Below are 21,283 nucleotides of genomic sequence, written 5' to 3' on the forward strand. Positions count from 1 at the left end.
GGGAATGTTTCTCGATTGAGCTGTCGCTGGTTCACGCCGAGCGGATCGTGCCGGCGTCGATCTCGTCCAGCGTGCGCCGGCTGGTCAGGGTCATGGCCACTTCGAGCTCGGCGCGCAGCAGGGTGAGCAGGTGAGCGACGCCGAGCGGTCCGGCCACCGCCAGCGCGTACAGGTAGGGCCGCCCGATCAGCACCGCATCGGCGCCGAGGGCGAGCGCCTTCACGACATCGGTGCCGTGGCGGATGCCGCCGTCGATCAGCACCGGGACCTTTCCGGCGACCCGCTGCACGATGTCCGGCAGCCCCTCGAGCGAGGCGGGCAGCGTATCCAGCGTCCGCCCGCCGTGGTGGGACACGATGATCCCGTCGATGCCGCAGTCCAGCGCGTGCTGTGCATCTGCGCCGTCCATGATGCCTTTCAGCAGCAACGGCAGGGTGGTTTGCCGCCGCAGCCGGCGGATGTCCTGCCAGGTCGGCGCGTCGTCCAGCAGGCCCATGAACACCGGGCTCTGGCCGGGGCCGGCGCTGGCGCGCGGCATCCTGAAGCCGCGCAGGTCGACCGCGTCCACGCCGAAGCCGGCGCGCTGCTCGGCGTTGCGGATGCCGTTCACCGGCGCGTCGACGGTCACCACGATGGCGCGATAGCCGCAAGCCTCGGCCAGCCGCAGCAGGCGCACGCTGTCGGCGCGTTCGCATTGCAGGTATCGCTGGCAACCACAGCGGCGCCTGCGCGCGATCCTGCGCCACGCTGCGCCCGGTGGCCAGCAGGTTCGCGTAGTTGTGGAGGCCCCAATCCAGCCCGTGCTCGGCCGCCTTGCGGTACCACACCGCGGCCTGCGCCGGATCGGCGGCGCTGCCGCGGCCCAGTTCATGGCAACGGCTTGATCGTGCCGACGTCGTTCTTGCCGCGCTGGAAGTCGCGGTCGCGCAGGCGGTAGCAGCCGTAGTAGGTGTCGTGCGCGACCTTGATCGGCGAGCCGTCGCCGTTGTCGGCGAAGGGGTTGCTGTCGGGCAGTCCGCTGTCGGGCAGATTGTGGGTGTCCAGATGGGAGTAGCCGATCGACGCGATCGTGTCGGCGCCCAGGCCGAAGGCCAGCGAGGGCGCCATGCCCCAGCGCTTGTTCTGCGGGCCGCCGCGGTCGGGAATGTCGTTGCCTTGGGACATCGCCGCGATGCGCCACGCCGCGCTGTCGCCGAGCGTCTGGTTGATGTCGACGGTGGCGCGGGCGTAGTCGTCGGTGTCCACGCCCATCGAGCCGGTGATGAAGTCGGCCCGCTTGGCGGTCTTGCTCACCAGATTGATGCTGCCGCCGACCGAGCCGCGGCCGGTATGGGCGGAACTCGGCCCTTTGGTCACCTCGATCTGGTCGATGGCGAAGGTCTCGCGGCTTTGCGAGCCGCTGCGGCGCACGCCATCGACGAAGATCGAACTTTCCGCGTCGAAGCCGCGGATGAACGGACGATCCCCGTTGGGATTGCCGCCTTCGCCGGCGCCGAAGGTGATGCCGGGAACGGTGCGCAGCGCTTCCAGCAGCGTGGCGGCGGCGGTTTCCTGGATCACCGCCTGCGGGATCACGCCGACCGAGCGCGGGGTATCGATCAGCGGCGCGGCGAACCTGGGCGTGGAAGCGATGGGCGCGCGATCCTGTTCGACGTTGATGCGATCCAGGTCGGTCGCCTGGTCCGGCGTCCGGTCGCTGCTCTGGGCGAGGTCGGAGGCGGGCTGTGCCAGCAGCAAGGCCGAGGCGAGCGGGGTCGCGCGAGGTGTCATGGCGGCTCTCCGAGTGGGTAGCAGGATCTGGGCGGGGGCATCACCGCCGGCCGCTACGCTCGTCGAGCAGGGATTCAGCGGCGCGTCAGGGCCGCTGGCGAGCGTTCGTGCGCAAAATGGCAATGAGAATTGGTACCTTTGCAAAGGTTGCCTCGGGGTGGCGCTATCGCCACGTGCAGGCGAGCGGCGCCCGCCGCCTGCCGGCGCGGATCGGCGAGCCGGCAGGCGCGTGGCGAAGAATGGGAAAACAGGTGGCGGCGGCCGCCGCGCATGGGCGACGCGCCAGGCGCCGTCGCCCGCCGACTCAGCGGTCGTCGCGGGTCCAGATCCCACCGTGCTCGGACTTCACCGGGAATTTCGGCACCGGGCTGTAGGCAGGCGCGCACAGCGCGCGGCCGTCGCGGACATCGAAGCGTGCGCCGTGCAGCATGCACTCGATGCTGCCGGCGGCGGCATCGAAGATGCCGGTGGACAGCTCGTAGTCCTCGTGGCTGCAGCGGTCCTCCAGCGCGTAGAACGTGCCGTCGAAATTGAACACCACGATCGGCGTGGCGGTGACCTCGTCCCACACGGTGGCCGTCTCGCCCGGCAGCAGCGCGCCGTCGGCGCAGACGAAGGTCCAGGTCTGGCTCATGCGGCGTCGCCCAGCGGCTTCTCCAGCAGTTCGAAGCGCAGGTCGTCGCGCCTGGGCGTGCCGAAGCGCGGGTCGCCATAGGGGAAGGGCTTCTTGATCCCGGTGCGGCGGTAGCCGCGGCGCTCGTAGAACGCGATCAGCTCCTCGCGCACGTCGATCACCGTCATCTGCATCACCGGCAGCCGCCACTCCTGCCAGGCGATGCGCTCGGCCTCGGCCAGTACGGTCTTGCCGAGACCGCCGCCCTGCGCCTGCGGCTGCACCGAGAACATGCCGAAGTAGCCGGCGCCGTCGTCGTCGGCGATGTGCGCGCAGGCGATCGGTTCGCCGTCGCGCTCGGCCAGCAGCACCAGGCTGCGCGGGCGCAGGATGTCGGCGCGCAGCACCTCGCGATCGATGCGGTGGCCGTCGAGCAGATCGGCCTCGGTGGTCCAGCCGACGCGGCTGCTGTCGCCACGGTAGGCCGAGGTGACCAGGGCGGCGATGGCGTCGAGATCGGCGACGGTGGCGGTGCGGAAGGTGAGGGTGTGCATGGGGGGGATTTTATGTCAGTGGCGCGGGACTCGGGACTAGGGACGCGATTCAAGATCCCGGCGACATTGTCGCGCGTGCACAAATACAGCCCTCTCTCCGGTTGGGGAATCAGCTTTCCGAGTCCCCAGTCCCGAGTCCCGAACAAATCAGCCCAACAACCGCCGCACCTTCACCAACGCCTCGACGAAGCGCTCGATCTCGGCATGCGTGTTGTAGAACGCCAGCGAGGCGCGGCAGGTGGCGGCGACGCCGTAGAACTGCAGCAGCGGATGCGCGCAGTGCTGCCCGGAGCGGATCGCCACGCCTTCCAGGTCCAGCAGCGTGGCCAGGTCGTGGGCGTGCGCGCCTTCGACCAGGAACGACACCACCGCGGCCTTGCCCGGCGCGGTGCCGAAGATGCGCAGCCCGTCGATCTTGTGCAGTTCTTCGGTGAAGTGCACCAGCAGCTCGGCCTCGCGCGCTTCCACGTGCTCCAGGCCCAGTGCGGTCAGGTAGTCCACCGCCGCGCCCAGGCCGACGAAGCCGGCGATGTTCGGGGTGCCGGCCTCGAACTTGTGCGGCGGATCGTTGAACACGGTGCCGTCGAAGCTGACTTCCTTGATCATCTCGCCGCCGCCGATGAACGGCGGCATCGCCTGCAGGTGCTCGCGCCGCGCCCACAGCGCGCCGGTGCCGGTGGGCCCGCACATCTTGTGCCCGGTGACGGCGTAGAAGTCGCAGCCGATCGCGGCCACGTCCAGGGCGCGGTGCGGCGCCGCCTGCGAGCCGTCGATGACGCTGACGATGCCGCGCTTGCGCGCCTCGCGGCAGATCTCGCGTACCGGATTGACCGTGCCCAGCACGTTGGACACGTGGGCCAGCGCGAGCAGCTTCACCTCCGGCGTCATCGCCTTGCGCAGCGCGTCCAGGTCCAGCGCGCCGTCCGCGGTGATCTCGGCGACCTTGATGGTGGCGCCGGTGCGCTGCGCGATCAGTTGCCACGGCACGATGTTGGCGTGGTGCTCCATCCGCGACACCAGGATGCTGTCGCCGGCCTTCAGCCGCGGCAGCGCCCACGCGTAGGCCACCAGGTTGATCGCGAAGGTGGTGCCGCTGCACAGCACCAGTTCGTCGGCGCGCACGTTGAGGAAGCGCGCCAGCTTGCCGCGCGCGCCTTCGTAGGCGTCGGTGGCCTCGGTGCCGAGCGCATGCACCGCGCGGCTGACGTTGGCGTTGTAGCGTCGGTAGAACGCGTCCAGCGCCGCGATCACCCGCAGCGGCTTCTGCCCGGTGTTGGCGTTGTCGAAATAGATCAGCGGCTTGCCGTGCACCTGCCGCATCAGCAGTGGGAAGTCGCTGCGGACCTTGTCCCAGTCCGGGGCCTGGTCCGGCGCCGTCGTGTGCGGGGCGACGCTGCTCACGCCACGCCCGCGGCGGCCAGCGCCTGGTCCAGGCGCGCGACCAGGAACCCGGCCAGCGGCGCATCCAGCACGCGCAGCGGTTCGCGGCAGAACGCGGCGGTCAGCAACTGCTGCGCACGCTCGCGCGGCAACCCGCGCGAACGCAGGTAGAACAGCGCATTGGCGTCGAGCTGGCCGACCGTGGCGCCGTGCGCGGCCTTGACCTCGTCGGCGTCGATCACCAGCACCGGCTGGGTGTCGATCTCGGCGTCGGCCGACAGCAGCAGGTTCTTGTTCGACAGGTTGGCATCGCTGCCGTCGGCGTCCTGGCGGATGTGGATGCCGCCATGGAACACCACCCGGCTGCGCGCCGCCGCCACGCCACGCCACAGCAGTTCGCAAGCGGTGTCGCGGGCGATGTGTTCGATGCCCAGGCGGGTGTCGATCTGGCGGCGGCCGTTGCCGAGCAGCACGCCGTTGGCGACGAGCCGTGCGTTGTCGCCTTCCAGGCGCACGTTGAGTTCGTGCCGCGACAGCGCGCCGCCCAACTCCAGGTCGATGCGCCGGTACTGCGCATCACGCGCCAGCACCGCATCGGTGCGCAGCAGCGCGGTGACGCCGGACGCGTCCGCTTGCACCCGCGCATGCGCCAGCTGCGCGCCGGCGGCCAGGTGCACGTGCGCCAGGGTGTTGCTCAGGTGCGCGGCCTCGCCCAGATGCAGGTGATGCTCGATCAGCGCCAGCGCGGCGTCCTGGCGCAGTTCGATCAGGTGGCGGTGGTGCCAGGCATGGTCGCCGGCGCCGGCGGTGGACACGAACACCAGGTGCAGCGGCGCGGCGATCTGCACGCCGGCATCCACGCGCAGCACGCTGCCTTCGTCGGCCAGCGCGGCATTGAGCCGGGCGAAGACCTCGTCGCTGCGCTCGAAGCGGCGGCCGAGGAAACGCATCGCAGCGTCGCCGCTGCGCAGGATCGTGGACAGGCGCTGCAGTTCGACCCCGGCCGGCAGGCCGGCCAGGTCGGACAGCGCCTCGCTGGCGCGGCCGTTGACGAACGCCAGCCGCGGCGCGGGAATGCCGTCGACGATGGCCGCATCCACGGCCGGCGCCGCGGCCGGCGCCGGGCCGAAGCTGCGCCGCTCCAGCGCGCGCAGCGAGGTATACCTCCACGCCTCGCTGCGCGGGCCGGGCAGGCCGTCGCGCAGCGCCTGTTCCAACGGCGCGCGGCGCGCGCCGTCGCCATGGAAGGCGGCGGCCAGGGAGTCGAGCAGGGCGCTCATCGGACGGTCGCCTCCGGCGCCACGCGGTCCTTCAACCAGGTGTAGCCGTGCGCTTCCAGTTCCAGCGCCAGTTCCGGGCCGCCGCTCTGCACGATGCGGCCGTCGGCCAGCACGTGCACCACGTCCGGCTCGATGTAGTCGAGCAGGCGCTGGTAGTGGGTGATGACCAGGAACGCGCGCTGCGGCGAGCGCAGCGCGTTGACGCCTTCGGCGACGGTCTTCAGCGCGTCGATGTCCAGGCCGCTGTCGGTCTCGTCCAGGATCGCCAGCTTCGGCTCCAGCACCGCCAGCTGGAAGATCTCGTTGCGCTTCTTCTCGCCGCCGGAAAAGCCCTCGTTGACGCCGCGGTGCAGCAGTTCGTCCTTCAGGTGCAGCACGGCGAGCTTGCGCCGCACCAGCTTCAGGAACTGCATCGAATCCAGTTCCGCCTCGCCGCGCGCCTTGCGCTGCGCGTTGAGCGCGGCACGCAGGAAGTAGGTGTTGTTGACCCCGGGGATTTCCACCGGGTACTGGAAGGCCAGGAACAGGCCGGCGGCGGCGCGCTCTTCCGGTTCCAGCTCGAGCAGGTCGCGCTCTTCGAAGCGCACGCTGCCTTGGGTCACCTCGTAGCCGTCGCGGCCGGCGAGGATGTTGCCCAGCGTGGACTTGCCGGCGCCGTTGGGGCCCATGATGGCGTGCACCTCGCCTGGCTGTACCTGCAGCGACAGGCCCTTGAGGATGTCCTTGCCGGCGACGGAGACGTGGAGGTTTTCGATCTTCAACATGATTGTACTGACTTATCCGTAGTAATTTTATTTGCCGACTTCCGCGCATGGATTTCGCAAAGTGTTCGAATGGCACGTCTTTTCAAGTGGTTGCTGAGGAAAGCGCCGGCGCCGATCACAAATAGGCCGAGGAAACCGGCAAGCCAGAAAAATAGCTTTATCTTAGGATCGCTAATTGCTTGAATTCCGAGAGATGCGATTAACGCATAAGATGGAATTCCTGCAATGAACGCACCGACAAGCCATTGATTGCTTCGGGTGAGTTCTGATTTTGCAACTTCCGCTAAAACCTCGTCAGGAAGGTGGTTTCCATTCTTGGGATTAGCATTCATCAGCCCACCGAGCCTTCCAGCGACACTTCCAGCAGCTTCTTGGCTTCCACCGCGAACTCCATCGGCAGTTCGCGGAACACCTGCTTGCAGAAGCCGTCGACGATCAGCGATACCGCGTTCTCCTGGTCGATGCCGCGGGTGCGGCAGTAGAACAGCTGGTCGTCGCTGATCTTGGAGGTGGTGGCCTCGTGCTCGACCGTGGCGGTGGGGTGCTTGACTTCGATGTACGGGAAGGTGTACGCGCCGCACCGCTTGCCGATCAGCAGCGAATCGCACTGGGTGTAGTTGCGCGCGCCCTCGGCGCCGCGCTCCACCTTGACCAGGCCGCGGTAGGTGTTCTGGCCGCGGCCGGCGCTGATGCCCTTGCTGACGATCTTGCTCTTGGTGCGCTTGCCGATGTGGATCATCTTGGTGCCGGTGTCGGCCTGCTGGCGATGGTGGGTCAGCGCGACCGAGTGGAACTCGCCGACCGAGTCGTCGCCGAGCAGCACGCACGAGGGGTACTTCCAGGTGATCGCCGAGCCGGTCTCGACCTGGGTCCAGGCGATCTTGCTGCGCGCGCCGCGGCATTCGCCGCGCTTGGTCACGAAGTTGTAGATGCCGCCGACGCCATTCTCGTCGCCCGGGTACCAGTTCTGCACCGTGGAGTACTTGATCTGCGCGCCTTCCAGCACCACCAGCTCGACCACCGCCGCGTGCAACTGGTTCTCGTCGCGCATCGGCGCGGTGCAGCCTTCCAAGTAGGACACGTAGGCGTTGTCCTCGCACACGATCAGGGTGCGCTCGAACTGGCCGGTGTGGCCGGCGTTGATGCGGAAGTAGGTGCTCAGTTCCATCGGGCAGCGCACGCCCCTGGGAATGAACACGAAGCTGCCGTCGGAGAATACCGCCGAATTGAGCGCGGCGAAGTAGTTGTCGCCGACCGGCACCACGCTGCCCAGGTACCGCCGGACCAGTTCGGGATGCTCCTTGATCGCCTCGGACATCGAACAGAAGATCACGCCCTTGTCGGCCAGTTCCTTGCGGAAGGTGGTGCCGACCGAGACCGAGTCGAACACCGCGTCCACCGCCACGCCGGCCAGCTTGGCGCGCTCGTGCAGCGGCACGCCGAGCCTGTCGTAGGTGTCCAGCAGTTCCTTCGGCACCTCGTCCAGCGAGGCGTACTTGGGGCCCTTGGGCGCGGAGTAGTAGCTCAGCGCCTGGAAATCGATCGGCGCGATCTGCAGCTTGGCCCAGTGCGGCATCGGCATCTTCAGCCAGTGCCGGTAGGCGGCCAGGCGCCACTCGGTCATCCACTCCGGTTCGTCCTTCTTCACCGACAGGGCGCGCACGACGTCTTCGTTCAAGCCGGGCAGGAACGCATCGGATTCGATGTCGGTAATGAAGCCGGCGTCGTAGCGACGTCCCAGCCGTTCCAGGATTTCAGCGTTTTCGGTGGCCATGGGGGCTGCCTACAGGTCAGGTGGTCGCGAAACGCACGGCGATCGGACGCCGCTTGGTTTCGCCGGAAGAGGGAAGCGGATGCAGCATCTGCGCCAGGGTCACGCCGCGCAGCGCATCGGCGACCACGTCGTTGATCAGCCGCCAGTTGGAGCGCACGCCGCATTTCTGCGCGATGCTGCACTGGCTTTCGTGGTGGCTGCATTCGGTGATCGCCAGCGGGCCTTCCATCGCCTCGACGATCTGGATCAGGGTGATGGCGTCGGCCGGCCGCGCCAACCGGTAGCCGCCGTGCACGCCGCGCAGGCCGGCGACCAGCCCGGCCTGGGCCAGCGGCTTGAGCAGCTTGCTGACCGTGGGCGGCTCCAGCCCGGACTGCTCGGCCAGTTCGGTCGCGCTTAGCACCTCGCCGGCCCGCGCGGCAAGCACGGTCAGCACGACGGTGGCGTAATCGGTCAACTTGGTGACGCGGAGCATGGCGGATGGTCGGATTTCAATGCGGACCGAAATTGTACGCTTTTGCGGCGCCGGCGTCCAAGCCGCGCGTTCATGATTTTTCTCCATCGTCGCGATCGGCGCTGCCGGCAGCGGCGCATTGCCCGTGGCGTCGGCCGGCAGGGCTTGGGATCGCCGCCGATGTGCGCCAGAATCGACGCTTTCCCGTTCCGGACTGCCGCATGCCCCGCAAGATCGCCGCCCGCAAGTCCCGCATCCATGGCAATGGCGTGTTCGCCGTGCTGCCGCTCAAGAAAGGCGAGCGGGTCATCGAGTACAAGGGCCGCCGCCGTACCCATGCCGAAGTGGATCGCGACGAGACCGGCGATGTCGAGACCGGGCACACCTTCCTGTTCACCCTCAGCGAGGACTGCGTCATCGACGCCAACTACGAGGGCAACGACGCGCGCTGGATCAACCACAGCTGCGCGCCGAACTGCGAGGCGGTGATCGTCGAGGCCGAGGGCGAGGACCGGCGCCTGGACAAGGTGGTGATCGAGGCGCTGCGCAACATCAAGCCGGGCGAGGAGTTGACCTACAACTACGGCATCACCCTGGGCGAACGGCACACGCCGCGGTTGAAGAAGATCTGGGAATGCCGCTGCGGCTCGAAGAACTGCACCGGCACCATGCTGCAGCCCAAGCGCTGAGCGCGCCTGCACGTCGCACAGACGCCCGGTTCACGGCGCTGCAACCGGCACGCCCCTACGGTGGCCCTCCCTTTGCAGAGGAGTCTCCCATGAGCGCAGCACCTTCCCTTGCCGGCAAGCACGTCGCCGTGCTGGCCACCGACGGCTTCGAGCAGTCCGAGTTGCAGGAGCCCAAGCGCCTGCTGGAATCGTGGGGCGCGCAGGTCGCCGTGATCGCGCCCGGCGACGCGTCCAGCATCCGGGGCTGGGACAAGAAGGACTGGGGCGACAGCGTGCCGGTCGACCAGCGCCTGGACCAGGCCGATGCCGGCGCGTACGACGCGCTGGTGTTGCCCGGCGGGGTGATCAATCCGGACAGCCTGCGCACCGAGGCGTCGGCGATCCGCTTCATCCAGTCGTTCGCAACAGCCGGCAAGCCGATCGCGGCGATCTGCCACGGCCCCTGGCTGCTGGCCGAAAGCGGCCTGGTCCGCAACAGGCAGGTGACCTCGTGGGCATCGGTGAAGACCGACCTGAGCAATGCCGGCGCACGTTGGCAGGACGCGGAAGTGGTGGTGGACGGCAATCTGATCACCAGCCGCAAACCGGACGATATTCCTGCGTTCGCCGCCGCGGTGGCGAAGGCGCTGGCCTGAATCCGGCGGCAGTTCCGGCAACGGAACGCGGCGGCCTGCGGGCTGCCGTTTTTCGCAGGAGGGGCTTCAGCCCCGACCCTATCCGAGGCGGGAAGCCGTTCCGCTAAGGACGTTGCGGCTGAAGCCGATCTGCAAAAGGCGGCATCAAAGCGAAGACGCAGATTCTTTCTGCGCGTTGATCCCAGGCGCGCGGTATCGTCCCCTCAACGACGGTAGCGCAGGGTCACTGCGCCGACAGCGCGCCGGCCGGCAGCAGATGGCCGATGTCCTGGTTGAAGCGCACCACCAGCTTGCCGTTCTCCACCGCCGCCGATTCGATCTGCACATTGCCCATCGCCGCGGCCAGCGCCGGATCCAGTTTGTAGATCGGTTCCCTGCGCGCGTAGTCGCCCAGCCAGGCGTTGAGCAGTTCGCGGGTGCTGGCGTCGAGCTTGCCGCCGCTGGCGGCCGGGCGGAAGTCGTCGATGGTCGGCGACTGCAGGTGGAAACCCCGCGACTGCGGCTCGTAGCGCAGCCCGCTGGTCAGCAGCACCGTGCCCACCGGCGTCGGCGCGCCGCCACCGGTGGCCACGCTCAGATCGAACTGCATCTTCAGCCGGTCGCCCGGCGGCAGCGACAGTCTGGGATTGCGCACGGTCATCTCGACCAGGCCGCCGAGCGTCTCGTGCGTCTGCGGGAAGCTGCCGTCCAGGTAATGCTGCACGTCGGCGGCGCCGACGCTGACCTGCTTGCCCTGGATGGTCGGCGTGGCGTGCAGCTGGATCGCGGCGCTCAGGGTCAGCAGCGCCGCGGCGCGCAGGGTCAGCAGGCGAAGCTTCATCGTGGTGGCGCCTTGCGGTATCGGGGCTTCAACATAACCGCAGGGGGTGAATGCGCGGTTAGCGGACGACCGAGCCGTTGGCGGCCGATCGCGCGGCGGCGTGCGCGCTCACCCTGCTGGCGCCGCCAGCCGTGCCAGGATTGCGTCCAGCGACGGGCGCAATGGCGCCAGCAGGGCCTGCGCCTGGCTGTCGCTGCGCTCGCTCAGTCCGCGCAGCAGTTGGGTGCCGATGGTCAGCGCGGCGCGTTCGTCGCCGCATAGGCCCGGATGGCGCTGTGCCGCTTCGAGCAGGCGCATCCAGTCCTGCCGACAACGCGCTTCGAATTCGATGGTGCAGCGGCCTTGGCATTGCAGTCCGTCGGCTTCGATCGGCGTGACGGTGAGGCGGTAGCGTTGGAAGGCGGTCATGGGGACGCGGGGACGGGTCGGTAGCCCCAAGATAGGCGCCGTCCGCCGCCGCCACGAGAGGGACCGCCGCGACGCTCTGTTCCAATGCCTGCGTTCAGCGCGCCGCGCGCAGCAGCGGCAACGGGTCGTGGGCGCCGCCCTCGGCATAGACGCCGTAGTGCAGGTGCGGCGGCGTGCCGCGCGCATTGCCGCTGTCGCCGACGCTGCCGAGCCGGTCGCCGGCCTCGACCAGATCGCCGACCTGCAGGCCGGGCGCCCAGTCCTGCAGGTGCGCGTAGTAATGGCGTTGCCGGGCCGGGCCCACGACCCAGACCTGGCGCCCGCCGAGGCCGCGCTCGGCGACCGCGACGACGATGCCGCGGGTCGCCGACAGCACCGGCGTGCCGCGCCTGGCGAAGATGTCCACGCCGGCGTGTTGGCGGTCGCGACCGCGCGGCGCACCGAAGGTGGCGGCGACCCGGCGCGGATCCACGCCCTGCACCGGCATGCGCAGTACGGTCGGCGGCGGCTGCCGCGCCAGTTCCCAGCCGACCCGCGCGCGCAGCGCCCACGGCTGCTGCCAGGCCCAGGCGAGCGCCACGCCTGCGCAGGCCAGCGCGGCTGCGCGCAGCACCCAACGGCGCAGCCGCCGCGCCGGCGAGGGCGCCATCTAACCGTCCTGGGCCGCCGCCTGCTGCTGCAGATGCTGTTTCAAGCTGTCGTCGATGCCGAGTTGGCGCGCCAGTTCGTCCAGATAGCTGCGTTCCATGAAGCTCTGCTCGTCGGCCGCGAGCAGACTCGCCAGGTACATCTCCGAGGCGATTTCCGGGGTCGTCGCGGCCTGCGCCACTTCGGCCGGGTCCAGCGGCTTCTCCAGTTCCGCATGCAGCCAGCGCTGCACGTCCGCGTCGCCGTTGAGGCGGGTGAACTCGCCTTCGATCAGGTCGCGTTCGCGGGGATCGATATGGCCGTCGGCCTTGGCCGCGGCGACCAGCGCGCGCAGGATGGCCTGGCTGTGCTGTTCCACTTCCAGCGGCGGCACGCGGTCCAGAGTCTGTGGCTCCGGCGCTGCGGCACCGAGCTGCTGGCGCCTGTAGTCGCCGTAGGCGCGGTAGGCCATCACCCCGAGCGCGGCCAGCCCGCCATAGGTCGCCAGCTTGCGGGTGGTGCGGTTCTTGCCCAGTAGCAGGCCGAGCGCGCCACCGCCAAGCGCGCCCTTGCCGAAGTCGGCGTTGAGCATGCCGCCGAGGCCTCCGCTCTTGGCGGGGGAGCCCGCGGCGGCGGACGTGCCGGTCTTGGCCATGGCCTGGCCGGCGGCGCCCTGTGCCGATTGCAGCAGTTGGTCGAGAAAGCCCTGTAGCTTCATGCACGCATTCCTGTCGAGTGGAAGCACTGGTATAGCGGGCATCGCCTTAGCGGCCCGTCAATCCCGTTGCGGGCGGCGGCGAGCGCGAAAAAAAAACGAGACGGCGCGTGCCGTCCCGTCGGGTGTGCTTGCCTGGATCAGGTGCCGCCGCTCAGAGCGCGGCGTCCTTGAGCTTCTTCAGCGGGCGCACCTTCAGCTTGGTGGTGGCCGGCTTGGCGGCGAACCACTGCTCTTCCTTGGTGAACGGGTTGATGCCCTTGCGCTTCGGCTTGGCCGGCACGCTGATGGCGGTGATCTTCAGCAGGCCCGGCAGGGTGAACGAACCGGCTCCCTTCTTGCTGACCGAGCCGGCCACGGCGTGCTCGAGCGAGGCCATCACCGCGCGCACGTCCTTGGCGAGGACGCCGCTGGCTTCGACGATGTGGGCGACGAGCGCCGACTTGCTCAGTGCGTCCTTGATCGGCTTGGGAGCGGCCGGCTTGGCGGCGGTCTTGGCGGTTACTTTCTTTGCTGCCTTCTTCGGGGCAGCCTTTTTCGTGGTCTTTGCCATGATGTCCTGATTCCGTAAACGGTTGGTGGTTGGGTCGCGCCGACCCCGTCGGCATTGCGAAATGTAGGGCATGTGCCACGCCGCGCCAATAGGGAAAAGGCGAAAAGCGCGCAAAAAAGCCCCAAATGGGCGCTTTTTCGCGTCGCCGCACGGTTCCGGCAGGGAAAGCGGCGCCGCGCCGCGGCTCGGTCCTGCTTGGTCCGTCCTTGCGCGCGCTGCGCCGCACAAGTCCGTAACGGGTTCTGGTCTATGGTGCCCGCCTCACCCACCGACAGGAGCACAGCCATGGGCATTTCGCGTCACGCCACCGCGCATTGGGAAGGCGACCTCAAGACCGGCAAGGGCCGGCTGAGCACGCCGCAGAGCGGGCTGCTGGAGAACATCCGCTATGCGTTCAACAGCCGCTTCGGCGACGAGAAGGGCACCAATCCGGAAGAGCTGATCGCCGCCGCGCATGCCGGCTGCTTCACCATGGCGCTGTCGGCCAAGCTCAGCGAAGCGGGCTTTCCGCCCACGTCGCTGGACACGCGCGCCCAGGTTGACCTGTCGATGGAAGGCGGTCCGCAGCTGTCGCAGATCCGGCTCAAGGTCAAGGCGGTGGTGCCGAACATCGAGGCCGTGCAGTTCCGTGCGCTGGCCGACGACGCCAAGCAGAACTGTCCGGTGTCCAAGGCGCTGAGCGCAGTGCCGATCAGCCTGGAAGCGGAACTGGGCTGAATCCCGCGGCTTGGCGTTGGCCGCCAGGCCGGTATTCCGGGATCGCGCCGTGCCGCGCCGGCGGTGCGGTCCGGCCTTCGCGCAGCGCACGCCGGACGTGGCTGCAGTGGCGATGCGTGCCGGGAGGCACATGCTGCATGGGCCGCAGCGGCTGTCGCGGCGCTAAACGATCGCCGCGTTCCGGGCCCGATTCAGACTCGTTTCACCGCAGCGGACCGAGCATGCGGTTGCGCGATCCACGCGCCTGGACCCTTCGACATGAACAAGTTCTCGACCCGTCTTCTGACCGCCGCGCTCGCCGTGGGCGTGGTCGGCCCCGCCGCTGCGCAGGACTACGGCCGCTACGACGACTATCGCGACCGCGGCTATCCGGCCGGCGGCAGCTACGAGTACGCCCGCGTCGTCCGCGCCGATCCGATTCTGGCGCACGTGCGCGGCCCGCGCGAGACCACCGAGCGCTGCTACGAACGTCCGGCCTCCGATGGCTATGTGGAGAACGGCTATGGTGGCAGCTACTACAATGATGGCTATCGCGGCACCGACGGCGGGCGCAGCGCGGCCACCGTGGTCGGCGGTATCGCCGGTGCGTTGCTGGGCAGCCGTGTCGGCGGCGGCAGCGGGCGCTTCGTCGGCACTGCGGTCGGCACCATGGTCGGTGGCCTGGCCGGGCGCTCGATCTACGACAGCAATGCGCGCACCACGGTGCGCACCGGCTCGGTCAGCGTCTGCCAACCGGTTTCCTACCGCACCGAAAGCTACGACCGGGTGGACGGCTACGACGTGACCTACGAGTACGGCGGCCGCTACTACCACACCCGCAGCGAACAGCGGCCGGGTGATCGCATCCGCGTGCGCGTGGACGTGCTGCCCGACTGATCGGCACGCCTTGCCCGCGGCGTCGCGCGCCGGCGCGGGCCGGCCATGGACGAGGCTTGGCGCCGCCTGCACCGGCTCAGCACCAGGCGATGCGTCCGTCGATCACCGTCTGCACCTGGCCGCCGGACCAGACGTCGCCGGCGCTGTCCACGCTCAGGGTCAGCAAGGCGTCGTGGCCGACCTCGCGGCCCTGGCTGACCACGTAACGGCGCGCGTGGCCTGGCAGGGCGGCGCGATGCTCGAGCCATGCCGCGAGCACGGCGTTGGCGGCGCCCGATGCGGCGTCCTCGAAACGGCGCCCATTGCCGACGAACGCGCGCACCGCCAGCGCATAGGCCTGGCCGCGCGCGCGCGCATAGGCGAACACGCCCATGCTGGCGGTGCTTTCGGCCAGGGCCGCCACCGCGTCCCAGTCCGGCGCCAGGCCGCGCAGGGCGGCCTCGTCGGCGACATCGACCAGCCACCAGCGCCTGCCGCCGTCCATCAGCGCCGGCGGCTGCGCGCCGAGCGTCCAGCCGCGCAGCGCGGCGGTCAGGCGCGTATCTGCGGCGTCGGCGATGTCCGCGACCTGCGCGCGCGGGGTGCGGACCGCGATGCTGCGCACGCCGCCGTCCATGTCCACGCGCAGCGGCAGCAGCCCGGCGATGCCTTCCTGCAGCAACAGGCCGTCCTGCGGCGCGGCGATGCCGGCCTCCAGCACTGCGTGCGCGGTGCCGACGCTGGGGTGGCCGGCGAACGGCACCTCCTTGTGCGGACTGAACATGCGGATGGCGTAGCTGGCGCCGGGCCGGGTCGGCGCGAACACGAAGGTGGTCTCCGGCAACCGTGTCCAGCGCGCGATGGCCTGCATGGCGGGCGCGTCCAGGCCCTGTGCATCGAGCACCACGGCCAGTGGGTTGCCGGTGCCGGGGCGCGGGGCGAACACATCCAACTGCATGAAACGGCGCGAGGTCATGGCGGGTACTCGGTGCGGGGGCGCGCAGCTTAGCAACCGGCGGCGCGCCGGGCTTTGCGCGGGCAGCGCCAGGAGCGCGGCGCTTGGCATAGAATCGCAGGTTGCGCCCAGCGTTCCGGGCCTCTCTCCCTCCACCAGACTCCACCACGAAATGCCCTCTTTCCCCCCCGTCGGTCCTTGGATCGTCCTCAAGTTCGGCGGCACCTCGGTGTCGCGTCGTCATCGCTGGGACACGATCGGGACGCTGGCGAAAAAACGCGCGGAGGAGACCGGTGCGCGGGTGCTGGTGGTGGTCTCGGCGCTGTCGGGCGTCACCAACGAGTTGACCGCGATCGCCGAAGGCAGCGCCGACGCCGCGCAGCGGGCGGCGGCGCTGGAGCAGCGCCACCGCCAGTTCCTGGACGAACTGGAACTGGATGCCGAGACGGTGCTGGGCGAGCGCCTGGCGGCGTTGCGCGGGCTGCTGCAGGATCCGCGCGCGGCGGCCCATACGCTGGACTGGCAGGCCGAGCTGTTGGGCCAGGGCGAATTGCTGTCGTCGACGCTGGGTGCGGCCTATCTGCGCGCCAGCGGCCTGGATGTCGGCTGGATGGACGCGCGCCAGTGGCTGCACGCGCTGCCGCCGCAGCCGAACCAGAGCGAATGGTCCAAGCGCCTGTCGGTGTCGTGCCAGTGGCAGTCCGACGCCGCCTGGCGCGAGGGCTTCGTCGCCCAGCCGGCGCGCCTGCTGATCACCCAGGGCTTCATTTCGCGCCACCAGGACGGCGGCACCGCGATCCTCGGCCGCGGCGGTTCGGATACCTCGGCGGCGTACTTCGGCGCGCTGCTCGGCGCCGGCCGGGTGGAGATCTGGACCGACGTGCCGGGCATGTTCAGCGCCAACCCGCGCGAGGTGCCGGATGCGCGCCTGCTGACCCGGCTCGACTACTACGAAGCGCAGGAGATCGCCACCACCGGCGCCAAGGTGCTGCACCCGCGCTCGATCAAGCCGTGCCGCGACGGCGGCGTGCCGATGGCGATCCTGGACACCGAGCGCCCGGAACTGCCCGGCACCAGCATCGACGGCAACGCGCGCACCGTGCCCGGGGTCAAGGCGATCAGCCGCCGCAACGGCATCGTGCTGGTGTCGATGGAAGGCATCGGCATGTGGCAGCAGGTCGGCTTCCTGGCCGACGTGTTCGCGCGCTTCGCCAAGCACGGCCTGTCGGTGGACCTGATCGGTTCGGCCGAGACCAACGTCACCGTGTCGCTGGACCCGAGCGAGAACCTGGTCGACACCGACGTGCTGGCGGCGCTGTCGGCCGATCTGGCGGAGATCTGCCGGGTCAAGATCATCGTGCCGTGCGCGGCGATCACCCTGGTCGGGCGCGGCATGCGCTCGCTGCTGCACAAGCTCTCGGACGTGTGGGCCACGTTCGGCAAGGAGCGCGTGCACATGATCTCGCAGTCGTCCAACGACCTGAACCTGACCTTCGTCATCGACGAGGCCGATGCCGACGGCTTGCTGCCGATCCTGCACGCCGAACTGATCGACAGCGGCGCGATGCCGGTGGAGGAGACCGAGGTGTTCGGCCCGCGCTGGCGCGAGATCGCCGGCAGCGTGCGCGCGCGGCCCACGCCATGGTGGCACGCCGAGCGCGCGCACCTGCTGCGCCTGGCGCAGGCCGGCACGCCGCGCTACGTCTATCACCTGCCGACGCTGCGCGCGCGCGCGCGCGCGCTCAAGACGATCGCGCCGATCGACCAGCGCTACTACGCGATCAAGGCCAATTCGCACCCGGCGATCCTGGAGGCGCTGGTCGCCGAAGGCTTCGGCCTGGAATGCGTGTCGCACGGCGAACTGCAGCGGGTGTTCAACACCTTGCCGGAGCTGTCGCCGCGGCGCGTGCTGTTCACCCCCAGCTTCGCGCCAAAGGTCGAGTACCAAGCCGCGTTCGCGCTGGGCGTGACCGTCACCGTCGACAATGTCGAGGCGCTGCAGCGCTGGCCGGAGCTGTTCCGCGGCCGCAGCCTGTGGCTGCGCATCGACCTGGGCCATGGCGACGGCCACCACGAGAAGGTCAACACCGGCGGCAAGGCCTCCAAGTTCGGCCTGTCGGCGACGCGGGTGGACGAATTCGTCGAGGCAGCGCGCGCGCTGGACATCGGCATCGTCGGCCTGCATGCGCACCTGGGCAGCGGCGTGGAGACCGCGCAGCACTGGCGGCGGATGTGCGACGAACTGGCCGGCTTCGCGCGCCGTCTCGGCAGCGTGGAGGTCATCGACATCGGCGGCGGCCTGCCGATCCCATACAGCGCCGACGACGAGCCGTTCGATCTGGATGCCTGGGCGCAGGGCCTGGCCGAGGCCAAATCCGTGCATCCGGCGTTCCGCCTGGCGATCGAGCCGGGCCGCTACCTGGTCGCCGAATGCGGCGTGCTGCTGGCGCGCGCCACCCAGGTGATCGAGAAGGACGGCATTCGCCGCGTCGGCCTGGATGCGGGCATGAACGCGTTGATCCGTCCGGCGCTGTACGACGCCTGGCACGACGTGGCCAACCTGAGCCGGCTGGACCGTGATGCCGATGCGGTGTTCGACGTGGTTGGGCCGATCTGCGAGTCCAGCGACGTGTTCGGCAAGCGCCGCCGCCTGCCGGCCTCCACCGCGGCGGACGACGTGATGCTGATCGCCGACGCCGGCGCCTACGGCTACGCGATGGCCAGCACCTACAACCAGCGCGAGCTGCCGCGGGAGGACGTGATCGATGCGCCTGCCGCCTGAGACCCGCCTTCTCGCGCCGCCGTGTGCACCGCGCCCGGCCCGCCGCGCTTCGGCGCCAATACCGGTGCGTCCGCTTCCGGATATCCCATGACCGCTTTCGACAAACAGCAGATCACCACCTTCCGCTTCGTGCGTTGCGCGTTCGACGCCGACAGCGGCGTCGCGCGCCTGGTCTACGCATTCGACCAGGGTCCGGAGCTGGTGGAGACGATCAGCGTGTCAGGCGCGCCGTTCGTGCTGGACGCGGCGCGCGCGCAGGCGCTGCAGCGCGCGCTGCGCCTGCTGCACCTGGTCGCCGGGGTCAGCTACTACAAGGCGGCGGTGCCGCCGCGGATCGTCATCGACGATGATGCGATCGACGCCGAGACCGCCGCGCTGTTGGAGAGCGTGTACCTGCACGGGCTGGGCGAGTTCGCCTACCGCAACGGCCTGGACCTGCACGGCAGGATCCGGTTCCCGGCGACGGCACCGGCCGTGCCGGGCGCCGCGGCGCTGGGCCTGCGCGACCATGCCCTGGTCGCGATCGGCGGCGGCAAGGATTCGCTGGTCAGCATCGAGGCCCTGCGCGCGGCCGGCATGGCGCAGACCGTGGCCTGGATCGGCGGTTCGCAGCTGATCCGCGCCTGCGCCGAACGCACCACGCTGCCGACCCTGAACATCGGCCGCGCGCTGGCGCCGGAATTGTTCGAGCTGAACCGGCAGGGCGCGTGGAACGGGCATATCCCGGTGACCGCGGTGAATTCGGCGATCCTGGCGTTCGCCGCGCTGCTGCACGACGCCGGCCAGGTGGTGTTCTCCAACGAGCACTCGGCCAGCTACGGCAGCCAGATCATCGCCGCTGACGGCAGTGGCACCGCCGAGGTCAACCACCAGTGGTCCAAGGGCTGGGCGTTCGAGCAGGCGTTCGGCGCGCACGTGCAGCGCCACGTGGCCGCCGACCTGCATTACTACTCGCTGCTGCGCCCGCTGTCGGAGCTGGCGGTGGCGCGGCAGTTCGCCAAGAACGACCACTACGACGCGCATTTCTCCAGCTGCAACCGCAATTTCCACATCCTCGGCGAGCGCCCGGCGCACCGCTGGTGCGGGGTATGCCCGAAGTGCCATTTCGTGTTCCTGGCGCTGGCCCCGTTCATGCCCAAGACACGGCTGGTGCGGATCTTCGGCCGCAACCTGCTCGACGACGCAACACAGGCGCCGGGCTTCGACGCGCTGCTCGAGTTCCAGGACCACAAGCCGTTCGAGTGCGTCGGCGAGGGCCGCGAATCGCGGGCGGCCATGGCCACGTTGGCGGCGCGCGCCGAATGGAAGGAGGACGCGCTGGTCGCGCGCTTCATCCGCGAGATCCAGCCGCAACTGGACGCCGACGACCTGCGCATGGAGCCGCTGCTGGCGCTGCACGCCCAGCACCGCGTTCCGGCCGAGCTGTGGGAACGCGTGCGTGCGAATTTCGCAGCTTGAGGGCCTGCGTGTCGCGCTGTGGGGCTGGGGGCGCGAGGGGCGGGCGGCGTATCGTGCGTTGCGCGATGTGCGGGACTCGGGACTCGGGACTCGGGACTCGGCAAGCCTGCCGTTGACGGTGTTCTGTTCCGCCGACGCAGCCGCCGAGGTCGCCGCGCTGCACGATCCCGATCTGCGCGTGGAAACCGAGGCCAGTACCGAGCGGCTGGCCGCGTTCGACGTGGTTGTCAAGTCGCCGGGGATCAGCCCATACCGTCCCGAAGTGCAGGCCGCGGCGGCGCGCGGCACGCGTTTCGTCGGCGGCAGCGCGCTGTGGTTCGCCGAGCAAGCCGGGCCCGACGGGGTCGTGCCCGGCAGCGTGTGCATCACCGGCACCAAGGGCAAGAGCACCACCACCGCTTTGCTGGCGCACCTGCTGCGCGCCGGCGGCCACCGCACCGGCCTGGTCGGCAACATCGGCGTGCCGCTGCTGGACGTGCTGGCGCCGGCGCCGGCGCCGCGGTACTGGGCGATCGAACTGTCCAGCTACCAGACCGGTGACGTGGCCGGCAGCGGCGCGCGCCCGCAGTTGGCGCTGGCGCTGAACGTGTTCCCGGAACACCTGGACTGGCACGGCAGCCAAGCGCGTTACGTCGAGGACAAGCTGGCGCTGGTGACCCGGGCGCGGCCGCGCATCGCGCTGCTCAACGCCGCCGATCCGCAGCTGGCGGCATTGTCGCTGCCCGACAGCGAAGTGCGCTGGTTCAATCGCCAAGACGGCTGGCACATGCGCGGCGACGTCGTGCATCGCGGCGAAGTGGCGGTGTTCGACAGTGCGCGGGTACCGCTGCCGGGCCGGCACAACCGCGGCAATCTGTGCGCGGTGCTGGCGGCGATCGAGGCGCTGGGCCTGGACGCGGCGGCGCTGGCGCCGGCCGCCGTCAGCTTCCGGCCGCTGCCGAACCGGCTGCAGACGCTGGGCGAACGCGCCGGCGTGGCCTACGTCAACGACTCGATCAGCACCACCCCGCACGCCACGCTGGCGGCGTTGGACTGCTTCGGCGGGCGCCGCATCGCGCTGCTGGTCGGCGGTCACGACCGCGGCCTGGACTGGGGCGATTTCGTCGCCAGGATGCGCCATGACGCGCCGCTGCAGATCGTCACCATGGGCGGCAACGGCCCGCGCATCCATGCGCTGCTGGCGCCGCTGGCCGCGCGCGGCGGCTTCGACCTGCACGCCGCCGCGGATCTGCCGGCCGCCGTGGCGCTGGCGCGCGCGGCGCTGGGCGGGGAGGGCGGCGTGGTGCTGCTGTCGCCGGGCGCGCCCAGTTTCGGCGCCTACCGCGACTACGTGGCGCGCGGCCGCCATTTCGCCGAGCTGGCCGGGTTCGACCCGGAGGCGATCAGCGCGATCCCGGGGCTGGGGATCGCCTGAGCCGCATGCCGGCCGGCGCACTGGGCTGGTGCGCACGCCGTCGTGCCGGGGCCGCGCTTAGACTGC

23 protein-coding genes and 1 pseudogene are annotated in these 21,283 nt (G+C 69.8%); 7 read left to right on the plus strand and 17 right to left on the minus strand.

The annotated features are described in order from the left end of the window. Positions 1-31 precede the first annotated feature (31 nt). The 11 genes and pseudogenes from G4Q83_RS06510 to G4Q83_RS06555 form a co-directional block, all read right to left on the minus strand. A complete protein-coding gene (locus tag G4Q83_RS06510) occupies positions 32-676 on the minus strand; it encodes an alpha-hydroxy acid oxidase (RefSeq protein ID WP_246432304.1) in 645 nt (214 codons plus the stop codon). A 46-nt stretch (positions 677-722) separates the two neighbouring features. Next, positions 723-881: pseudogene (locus G4Q83_RS23095) on the minus strand (sel1 repeat family protein); the annotation flags it as partial. Continuing rightward, positions 868-1,770, minus strand: a complete 903-nt coding sequence (locus G4Q83_RS06515; protein ID WP_128419833.1) for a TonB-dependent receptor — start codon at positions 1,768-1,770, stop codon at positions 868-870. The pseudogene G4Q83_RS23095 and the gene G4Q83_RS06515, both read right to left, overlap by 14 nt. 304 nt (positions 1,771-2,074) lie before the next feature. Further along, positions 2,075-2,404, minus strand: coding sequence for a non-heme iron oxygenase ferredoxin subunit (locus G4Q83_RS06520; protein WP_128419834.1), 330 nt, complete (start codon positions 2,402-2,404; stop codon positions 2,075-2,077). Further along, positions 2,401-2,937, minus strand: coding sequence for a GNAT family N-acetyltransferase (locus G4Q83_RS06525; protein WP_128419835.1), 537 nt, complete (start codon positions 2,935-2,937; stop codon positions 2,401-2,403). The genes G4Q83_RS06520 and G4Q83_RS06525 overlap by 4 nt, the downstream gene beginning before the upstream one ends. A gap of 147 nt (positions 2,938-3,084) precedes the next feature. Next, positions 3,085-4,338, minus strand: coding sequence for a cysteine desulfurase (locus G4Q83_RS06530; protein ID WP_128419836.1), 1,254 nt, complete (start codon positions 4,336-4,338; stop codon positions 3,085-3,087). Next, the gene (gene sufD / locus G4Q83_RS06535) at positions 4,335-5,597 is read right to left on the minus strand and encodes a Fe-S cluster assembly protein SufD (protein ID WP_128419837.1); all 1,263 of its coding nucleotides are present in this window, start codon (positions 5,595-5,597) and stop codon (positions 4,335-4,337) included. Before sufD ends, G4Q83_RS06530 begins: the two co-directional genes overlap by 4 nt. Further along, entirely contained in the window at positions 5,594-6,361 is a 768-nt protein-coding gene (sufC, locus tag G4Q83_RS06540) for a Fe-S cluster assembly ATPase SufC (RefSeq protein ID WP_128419838.1), read from the minus strand. Before sufC ends, sufD begins: the two co-directional genes overlap by 4 nt. After that, positions 6,355-6,693, minus strand: a complete 339-nt coding sequence (locus tag G4Q83_RS06545; RefSeq protein WP_128419839.1) for a hypothetical protein — start codon at positions 6,691-6,693, stop codon at positions 6,355-6,357. The genes sufC and G4Q83_RS06545 overlap by 7 nt, the downstream gene beginning before the upstream one ends. Then, positions 6,693-8,135 carry a Fe-S cluster assembly protein SufB gene (sufB, locus tag G4Q83_RS06550; protein WP_128419840.1) on the minus strand — a complete coding sequence of 481 codons (1,443 nt, stop codon included), beginning with the start codon at positions 8,133-8,135 and terminating at the stop codon, positions 6,693-6,695. The genes G4Q83_RS06545 and sufB overlap by 1 nt, the downstream gene beginning before the upstream one ends. 16 nt (positions 8,136-8,151) lie before the next feature. After that, complete coding sequence (locus G4Q83_RS06555; protein ID WP_128419841.1) at positions 8,152-8,610, minus strand: SUF system Fe-S cluster assembly regulator; 459 nt, start codon at positions 8,608-8,610, stop codon at positions 8,152-8,154. Between the two features lie 200 nt (positions 8,611-8,810). Here G4Q83_RS06555 and G4Q83_RS06560 point away from each other — a divergent pair, with 200 nt between their 5' ends. Both G4Q83_RS06560 and G4Q83_RS06565 read left to right on the plus strand, forming a co-directional pair. Beyond that, positions 8,811-9,278 (plus strand): SET domain-containing protein, encoded by a 468-nt coding sequence (locus tag G4Q83_RS06560; RefSeq protein ID WP_128419842.1) that lies wholly within the window; start codon positions 8,811-8,813, stop codon positions 9,276-9,278. Between the two features lie 89 nt (positions 9,279-9,367). Next, positions 9,368-9,913 carry a type 1 glutamine amidotransferase domain-containing protein gene (locus G4Q83_RS06565; RefSeq protein WP_128419843.1) on the plus strand — a complete coding sequence of 182 codons (546 nt, stop codon included), beginning with the start codon at positions 9,368-9,370 and terminating at the stop codon, positions 9,911-9,913. A gap of 223 nt (positions 9,914-10,136) precedes the next feature. Here G4Q83_RS06565 and G4Q83_RS06570 read toward each other — a convergent pair whose 3' ends face one another. From G4Q83_RS06570 to G4Q83_RS06590, 5 genes are all read right to left on the minus strand, one after another. Further along, a complete protein-coding gene (locus G4Q83_RS06570; RefSeq protein ID WP_128419844.1) occupies positions 10,137-10,733 on the minus strand; it encodes a DUF1439 domain-containing protein in 597 nt (198 codons plus the stop codon). 108 nt (positions 10,734-10,841) lie between these two features. Next, a complete protein-coding gene (locus G4Q83_RS06575; protein ID WP_128419845.1) occupies positions 10,842-11,141 on the minus strand; it encodes a DUF3861 family protein in 300 nt (99 codons plus the stop codon). 94 nt (positions 11,142-11,235) lie between these two features. Next, on the minus strand, positions 11,236-11,790 hold the full coding sequence (locus G4Q83_RS06580; RefSeq protein ID WP_128419846.1) for a M23 family metallopeptidase: 555 nt from the start codon (positions 11,788-11,790) through the stop codon (positions 11,236-11,238). Further along, positions 11,791-12,486: a tellurite resistance TerB family protein gene (locus G4Q83_RS06585; protein ID WP_128419847.1), complete on the minus strand. Its 696-nt coding sequence runs from the start codon at positions 12,484-12,486 to the stop codon at positions 11,791-11,793. It lies immediately after the preceding gene. Between the two features lie 151 nt (positions 12,487-12,637). Further along, positions 12,638-13,036, minus strand: coding sequence for an HU family DNA-binding protein (locus G4Q83_RS06590; protein ID WP_128419848.1), 399 nt, complete (start codon positions 13,034-13,036; stop codon positions 12,638-12,640). Positions 13,037-13,321: 285 nt separating this feature from the next. On the opposite strand from G4Q83_RS06590, the gene G4Q83_RS06595 reads away from it, so the two are divergent. Together G4Q83_RS06595 and G4Q83_RS06600 are read left to right on the plus strand one after the other, a co-directional pair. Next, positions 13,322-13,753: an OsmC family protein gene (locus G4Q83_RS06595; protein ID WP_128419849.1), complete on the plus strand. Its 432-nt coding sequence runs from the start codon at positions 13,322-13,324 to the stop codon at positions 13,751-13,753. A 258-nt stretch (positions 13,754-14,011) separates the two neighbouring features. Next, on the plus strand, positions 14,012-14,629 hold the full coding sequence (locus tag G4Q83_RS06600) for a glycine zipper 2TM domain-containing protein (RefSeq protein WP_128419850.1): 618 nt from the start codon (positions 14,012-14,014) through the stop codon (positions 14,627-14,629). Positions 14,630-14,705: 76 nt separating this feature from the next. Here G4Q83_RS06600 and G4Q83_RS06605 read toward each other — a convergent pair whose 3' ends face one another. Then, positions 14,706-15,584: a PhzF family phenazine biosynthesis protein gene (locus tag G4Q83_RS06605; RefSeq protein WP_128419851.1), complete on the minus strand. Its 879-nt coding sequence runs from the start codon at positions 15,582-15,584 to the stop codon at positions 14,706-14,708. A gap of 151 nt (positions 15,585-15,735) precedes the next feature. Here G4Q83_RS06605 and G4Q83_RS06610 point away from each other — a divergent pair, with 151 nt between their 5' ends. From G4Q83_RS06610 to murD, 3 genes are all read left to right on the plus strand, one after another. Next, positions 15,736-18,345: a bifunctional aspartate kinase/diaminopimelate decarboxylase gene (locus G4Q83_RS06610; protein ID WP_128419852.1), complete on the plus strand. Its 2,610-nt coding sequence runs from the start codon at positions 15,736-15,738 to the stop codon at positions 18,343-18,345. 87 nt (positions 18,346-18,432) lie between these two features. Continuing rightward, a complete protein-coding gene (gene murL, locus G4Q83_RS06615; RefSeq protein WP_128419853.1) occupies positions 18,433-19,803 on the plus strand; it encodes a UDP-N-acetyl-alpha-D-muramoyl-L-alanyl-L-glutamate epimerase in 1,371 nt (456 codons plus the stop codon). Then, a complete protein-coding gene (gene murD, locus G4Q83_RS06620; RefSeq protein WP_128419854.1) occupies positions 19,784-21,217 on the plus strand; it encodes a UDP-N-acetylmuramoyl-L-alanine--D-glutamate ligase in 1,434 nt (477 codons plus the stop codon). The genes murL and murD overlap by 20 nt, the downstream gene beginning before the upstream one ends. Positions 21,218-21,283: the final 66 nt, after the last annotated feature.

It is taken from the genome of Xanthomonas theicola (assembly GCF_014236795.1).
GTDB lineage: Bacteria > Pseudomonadota > Gammaproteobacteria > Xanthomonadales > Xanthomonadaceae > Xanthomonas_A > Xanthomonas_A theicola.

What these genes read in the sequence shown, in the direction of transcription:
- G4Q83_RS06560 (WP_128419842.1), top strand. Translation starts at nt 8,811, where the DNA reads ATGCCCCGCAAGATCGCCGCCCGCAAGTCCCGCATCCATGGCAATGGC.
- G4Q83_RS06565 (WP_128419843.1), top strand. Translation starts at nt 9,368, where the DNA reads ATGAGCGCAGCACCTTCCCTTGCCGGCAAGCACGTCGCCGTGCTGGCC.
- murL (WP_128419853.1), top strand. Translation starts at nt 18,433, where the DNA reads ATGACCGCTTTCGACAAACAGCAGATCACCACCTTCCGCTTCGTGCGT.
- G4Q83_RS06585 (WP_128419847.1), bottom strand. Translation starts at nt 12,486, where the DNA reads ATGAAGCTACAGGGCTTTCTCGACCAACTGCTGCAATCGGCACAGGGC.
- sufB (WP_128419840.1), bottom strand. Translation starts at nt 8,135, where the DNA reads ATGGCCACCGAAAACGCTGAAATCCTGGAACGGCTGGGACGTCGCTAC.
- G4Q83_RS06525 (WP_128419835.1), bottom strand. Translation starts at nt 2,937, where the DNA reads ATGCACACCCTCACCTTCCGCACCGCCACCGTCGCCGATCTCGACGCC.
- G4Q83_RS06555 (WP_128419841.1), bottom strand. Translation starts at nt 8,610, where the DNA reads ATGCTCCGCGTCACCAAGTTGACCGATTACGCCACCGTCGTGCTGACC.
- G4Q83_RS06605 (WP_128419851.1), bottom strand. Translation starts at nt 15,584, where the DNA reads ATGACCTCGCGCCGTTTCATGCAGTTGGATGTGTTCGCCCCGCGCCCC.
- G4Q83_RS06575 (WP_128419845.1), bottom strand. Translation starts at nt 11,141, where the DNA reads ATGACCGCCTTCCAACGCTACCGCCTCACCGTCACGCCGATCGAAGCC.
- G4Q83_RS06590 (WP_128419848.1), bottom strand. Translation starts at nt 13,036, where the DNA reads ATGGCAAAGACCACGAAAAAGGCTGCCCCGAAGAAGGCAGCAAAGAAA.
- G4Q83_RS06600 (WP_128419850.1), top strand. Translation starts at nt 14,012, where the DNA reads ATGAACAAGTTCTCGACCCGTCTTCTGACCGCCGCGCTCGCCGTGGGC.
- G4Q83_RS06545 (WP_128419839.1), bottom strand. Translation starts at nt 6,693, where the DNA reads ATGAATGCTAATCCCAAGAATGGAAACCACCTTCCTGACGAGGTTTTA.
- sufC (WP_128419838.1), bottom strand. Translation starts at nt 6,361, where the DNA reads ATGTTGAAGATCGAAAACCTCCACGTCTCCGTCGCCGGCAAGGACATC.
- G4Q83_RS06595 (WP_128419849.1), top strand. Translation starts at nt 13,322, where the DNA reads ATGGGCATTTCGCGTCACGCCACCGCGCATTGGGAAGGCGACCTCAAG.
- G4Q83_RS06570 (WP_128419844.1), bottom strand. Translation starts at nt 10,733, where the DNA reads ATGAAGCTTCGCCTGCTGACCCTGCGCGCCGCGGCGCTGCTGACCCTG.
- sufD (WP_128419837.1), bottom strand. Translation starts at nt 5,597, where the DNA reads ATGAGCGCCCTGCTCGACTCCCTGGCCGCCGCCTTCCATGGCGACGGC.
- G4Q83_RS06515 (WP_128419833.1), bottom strand. Translation starts at nt 1,770, where the DNA reads ATGACACCTCGCGCGACCCCGCTCGCCTCGGCCTTGCTGCTGGCACAG.
- G4Q83_RS06610 (WP_128419852.1), top strand. Translation starts at nt 15,736, where the DNA reads ATGCCCTCTTTCCCCCCCGTCGGTCCTTGGATCGTCCTCAAGTTCGGC.
- G4Q83_RS06580 (WP_128419846.1), bottom strand. Translation starts at nt 11,790, where the DNA reads ATGGCGCCCTCGCCGGCGCGGCGGCTGCGCCGTTGGGTGCTGCGCGCA.
- G4Q83_RS06520 (WP_128419834.1), bottom strand. Translation starts at nt 2,404, where the DNA reads ATGAGCCAGACCTGGACCTTCGTCTGCGCCGACGGCGCGCTGCTGCCG.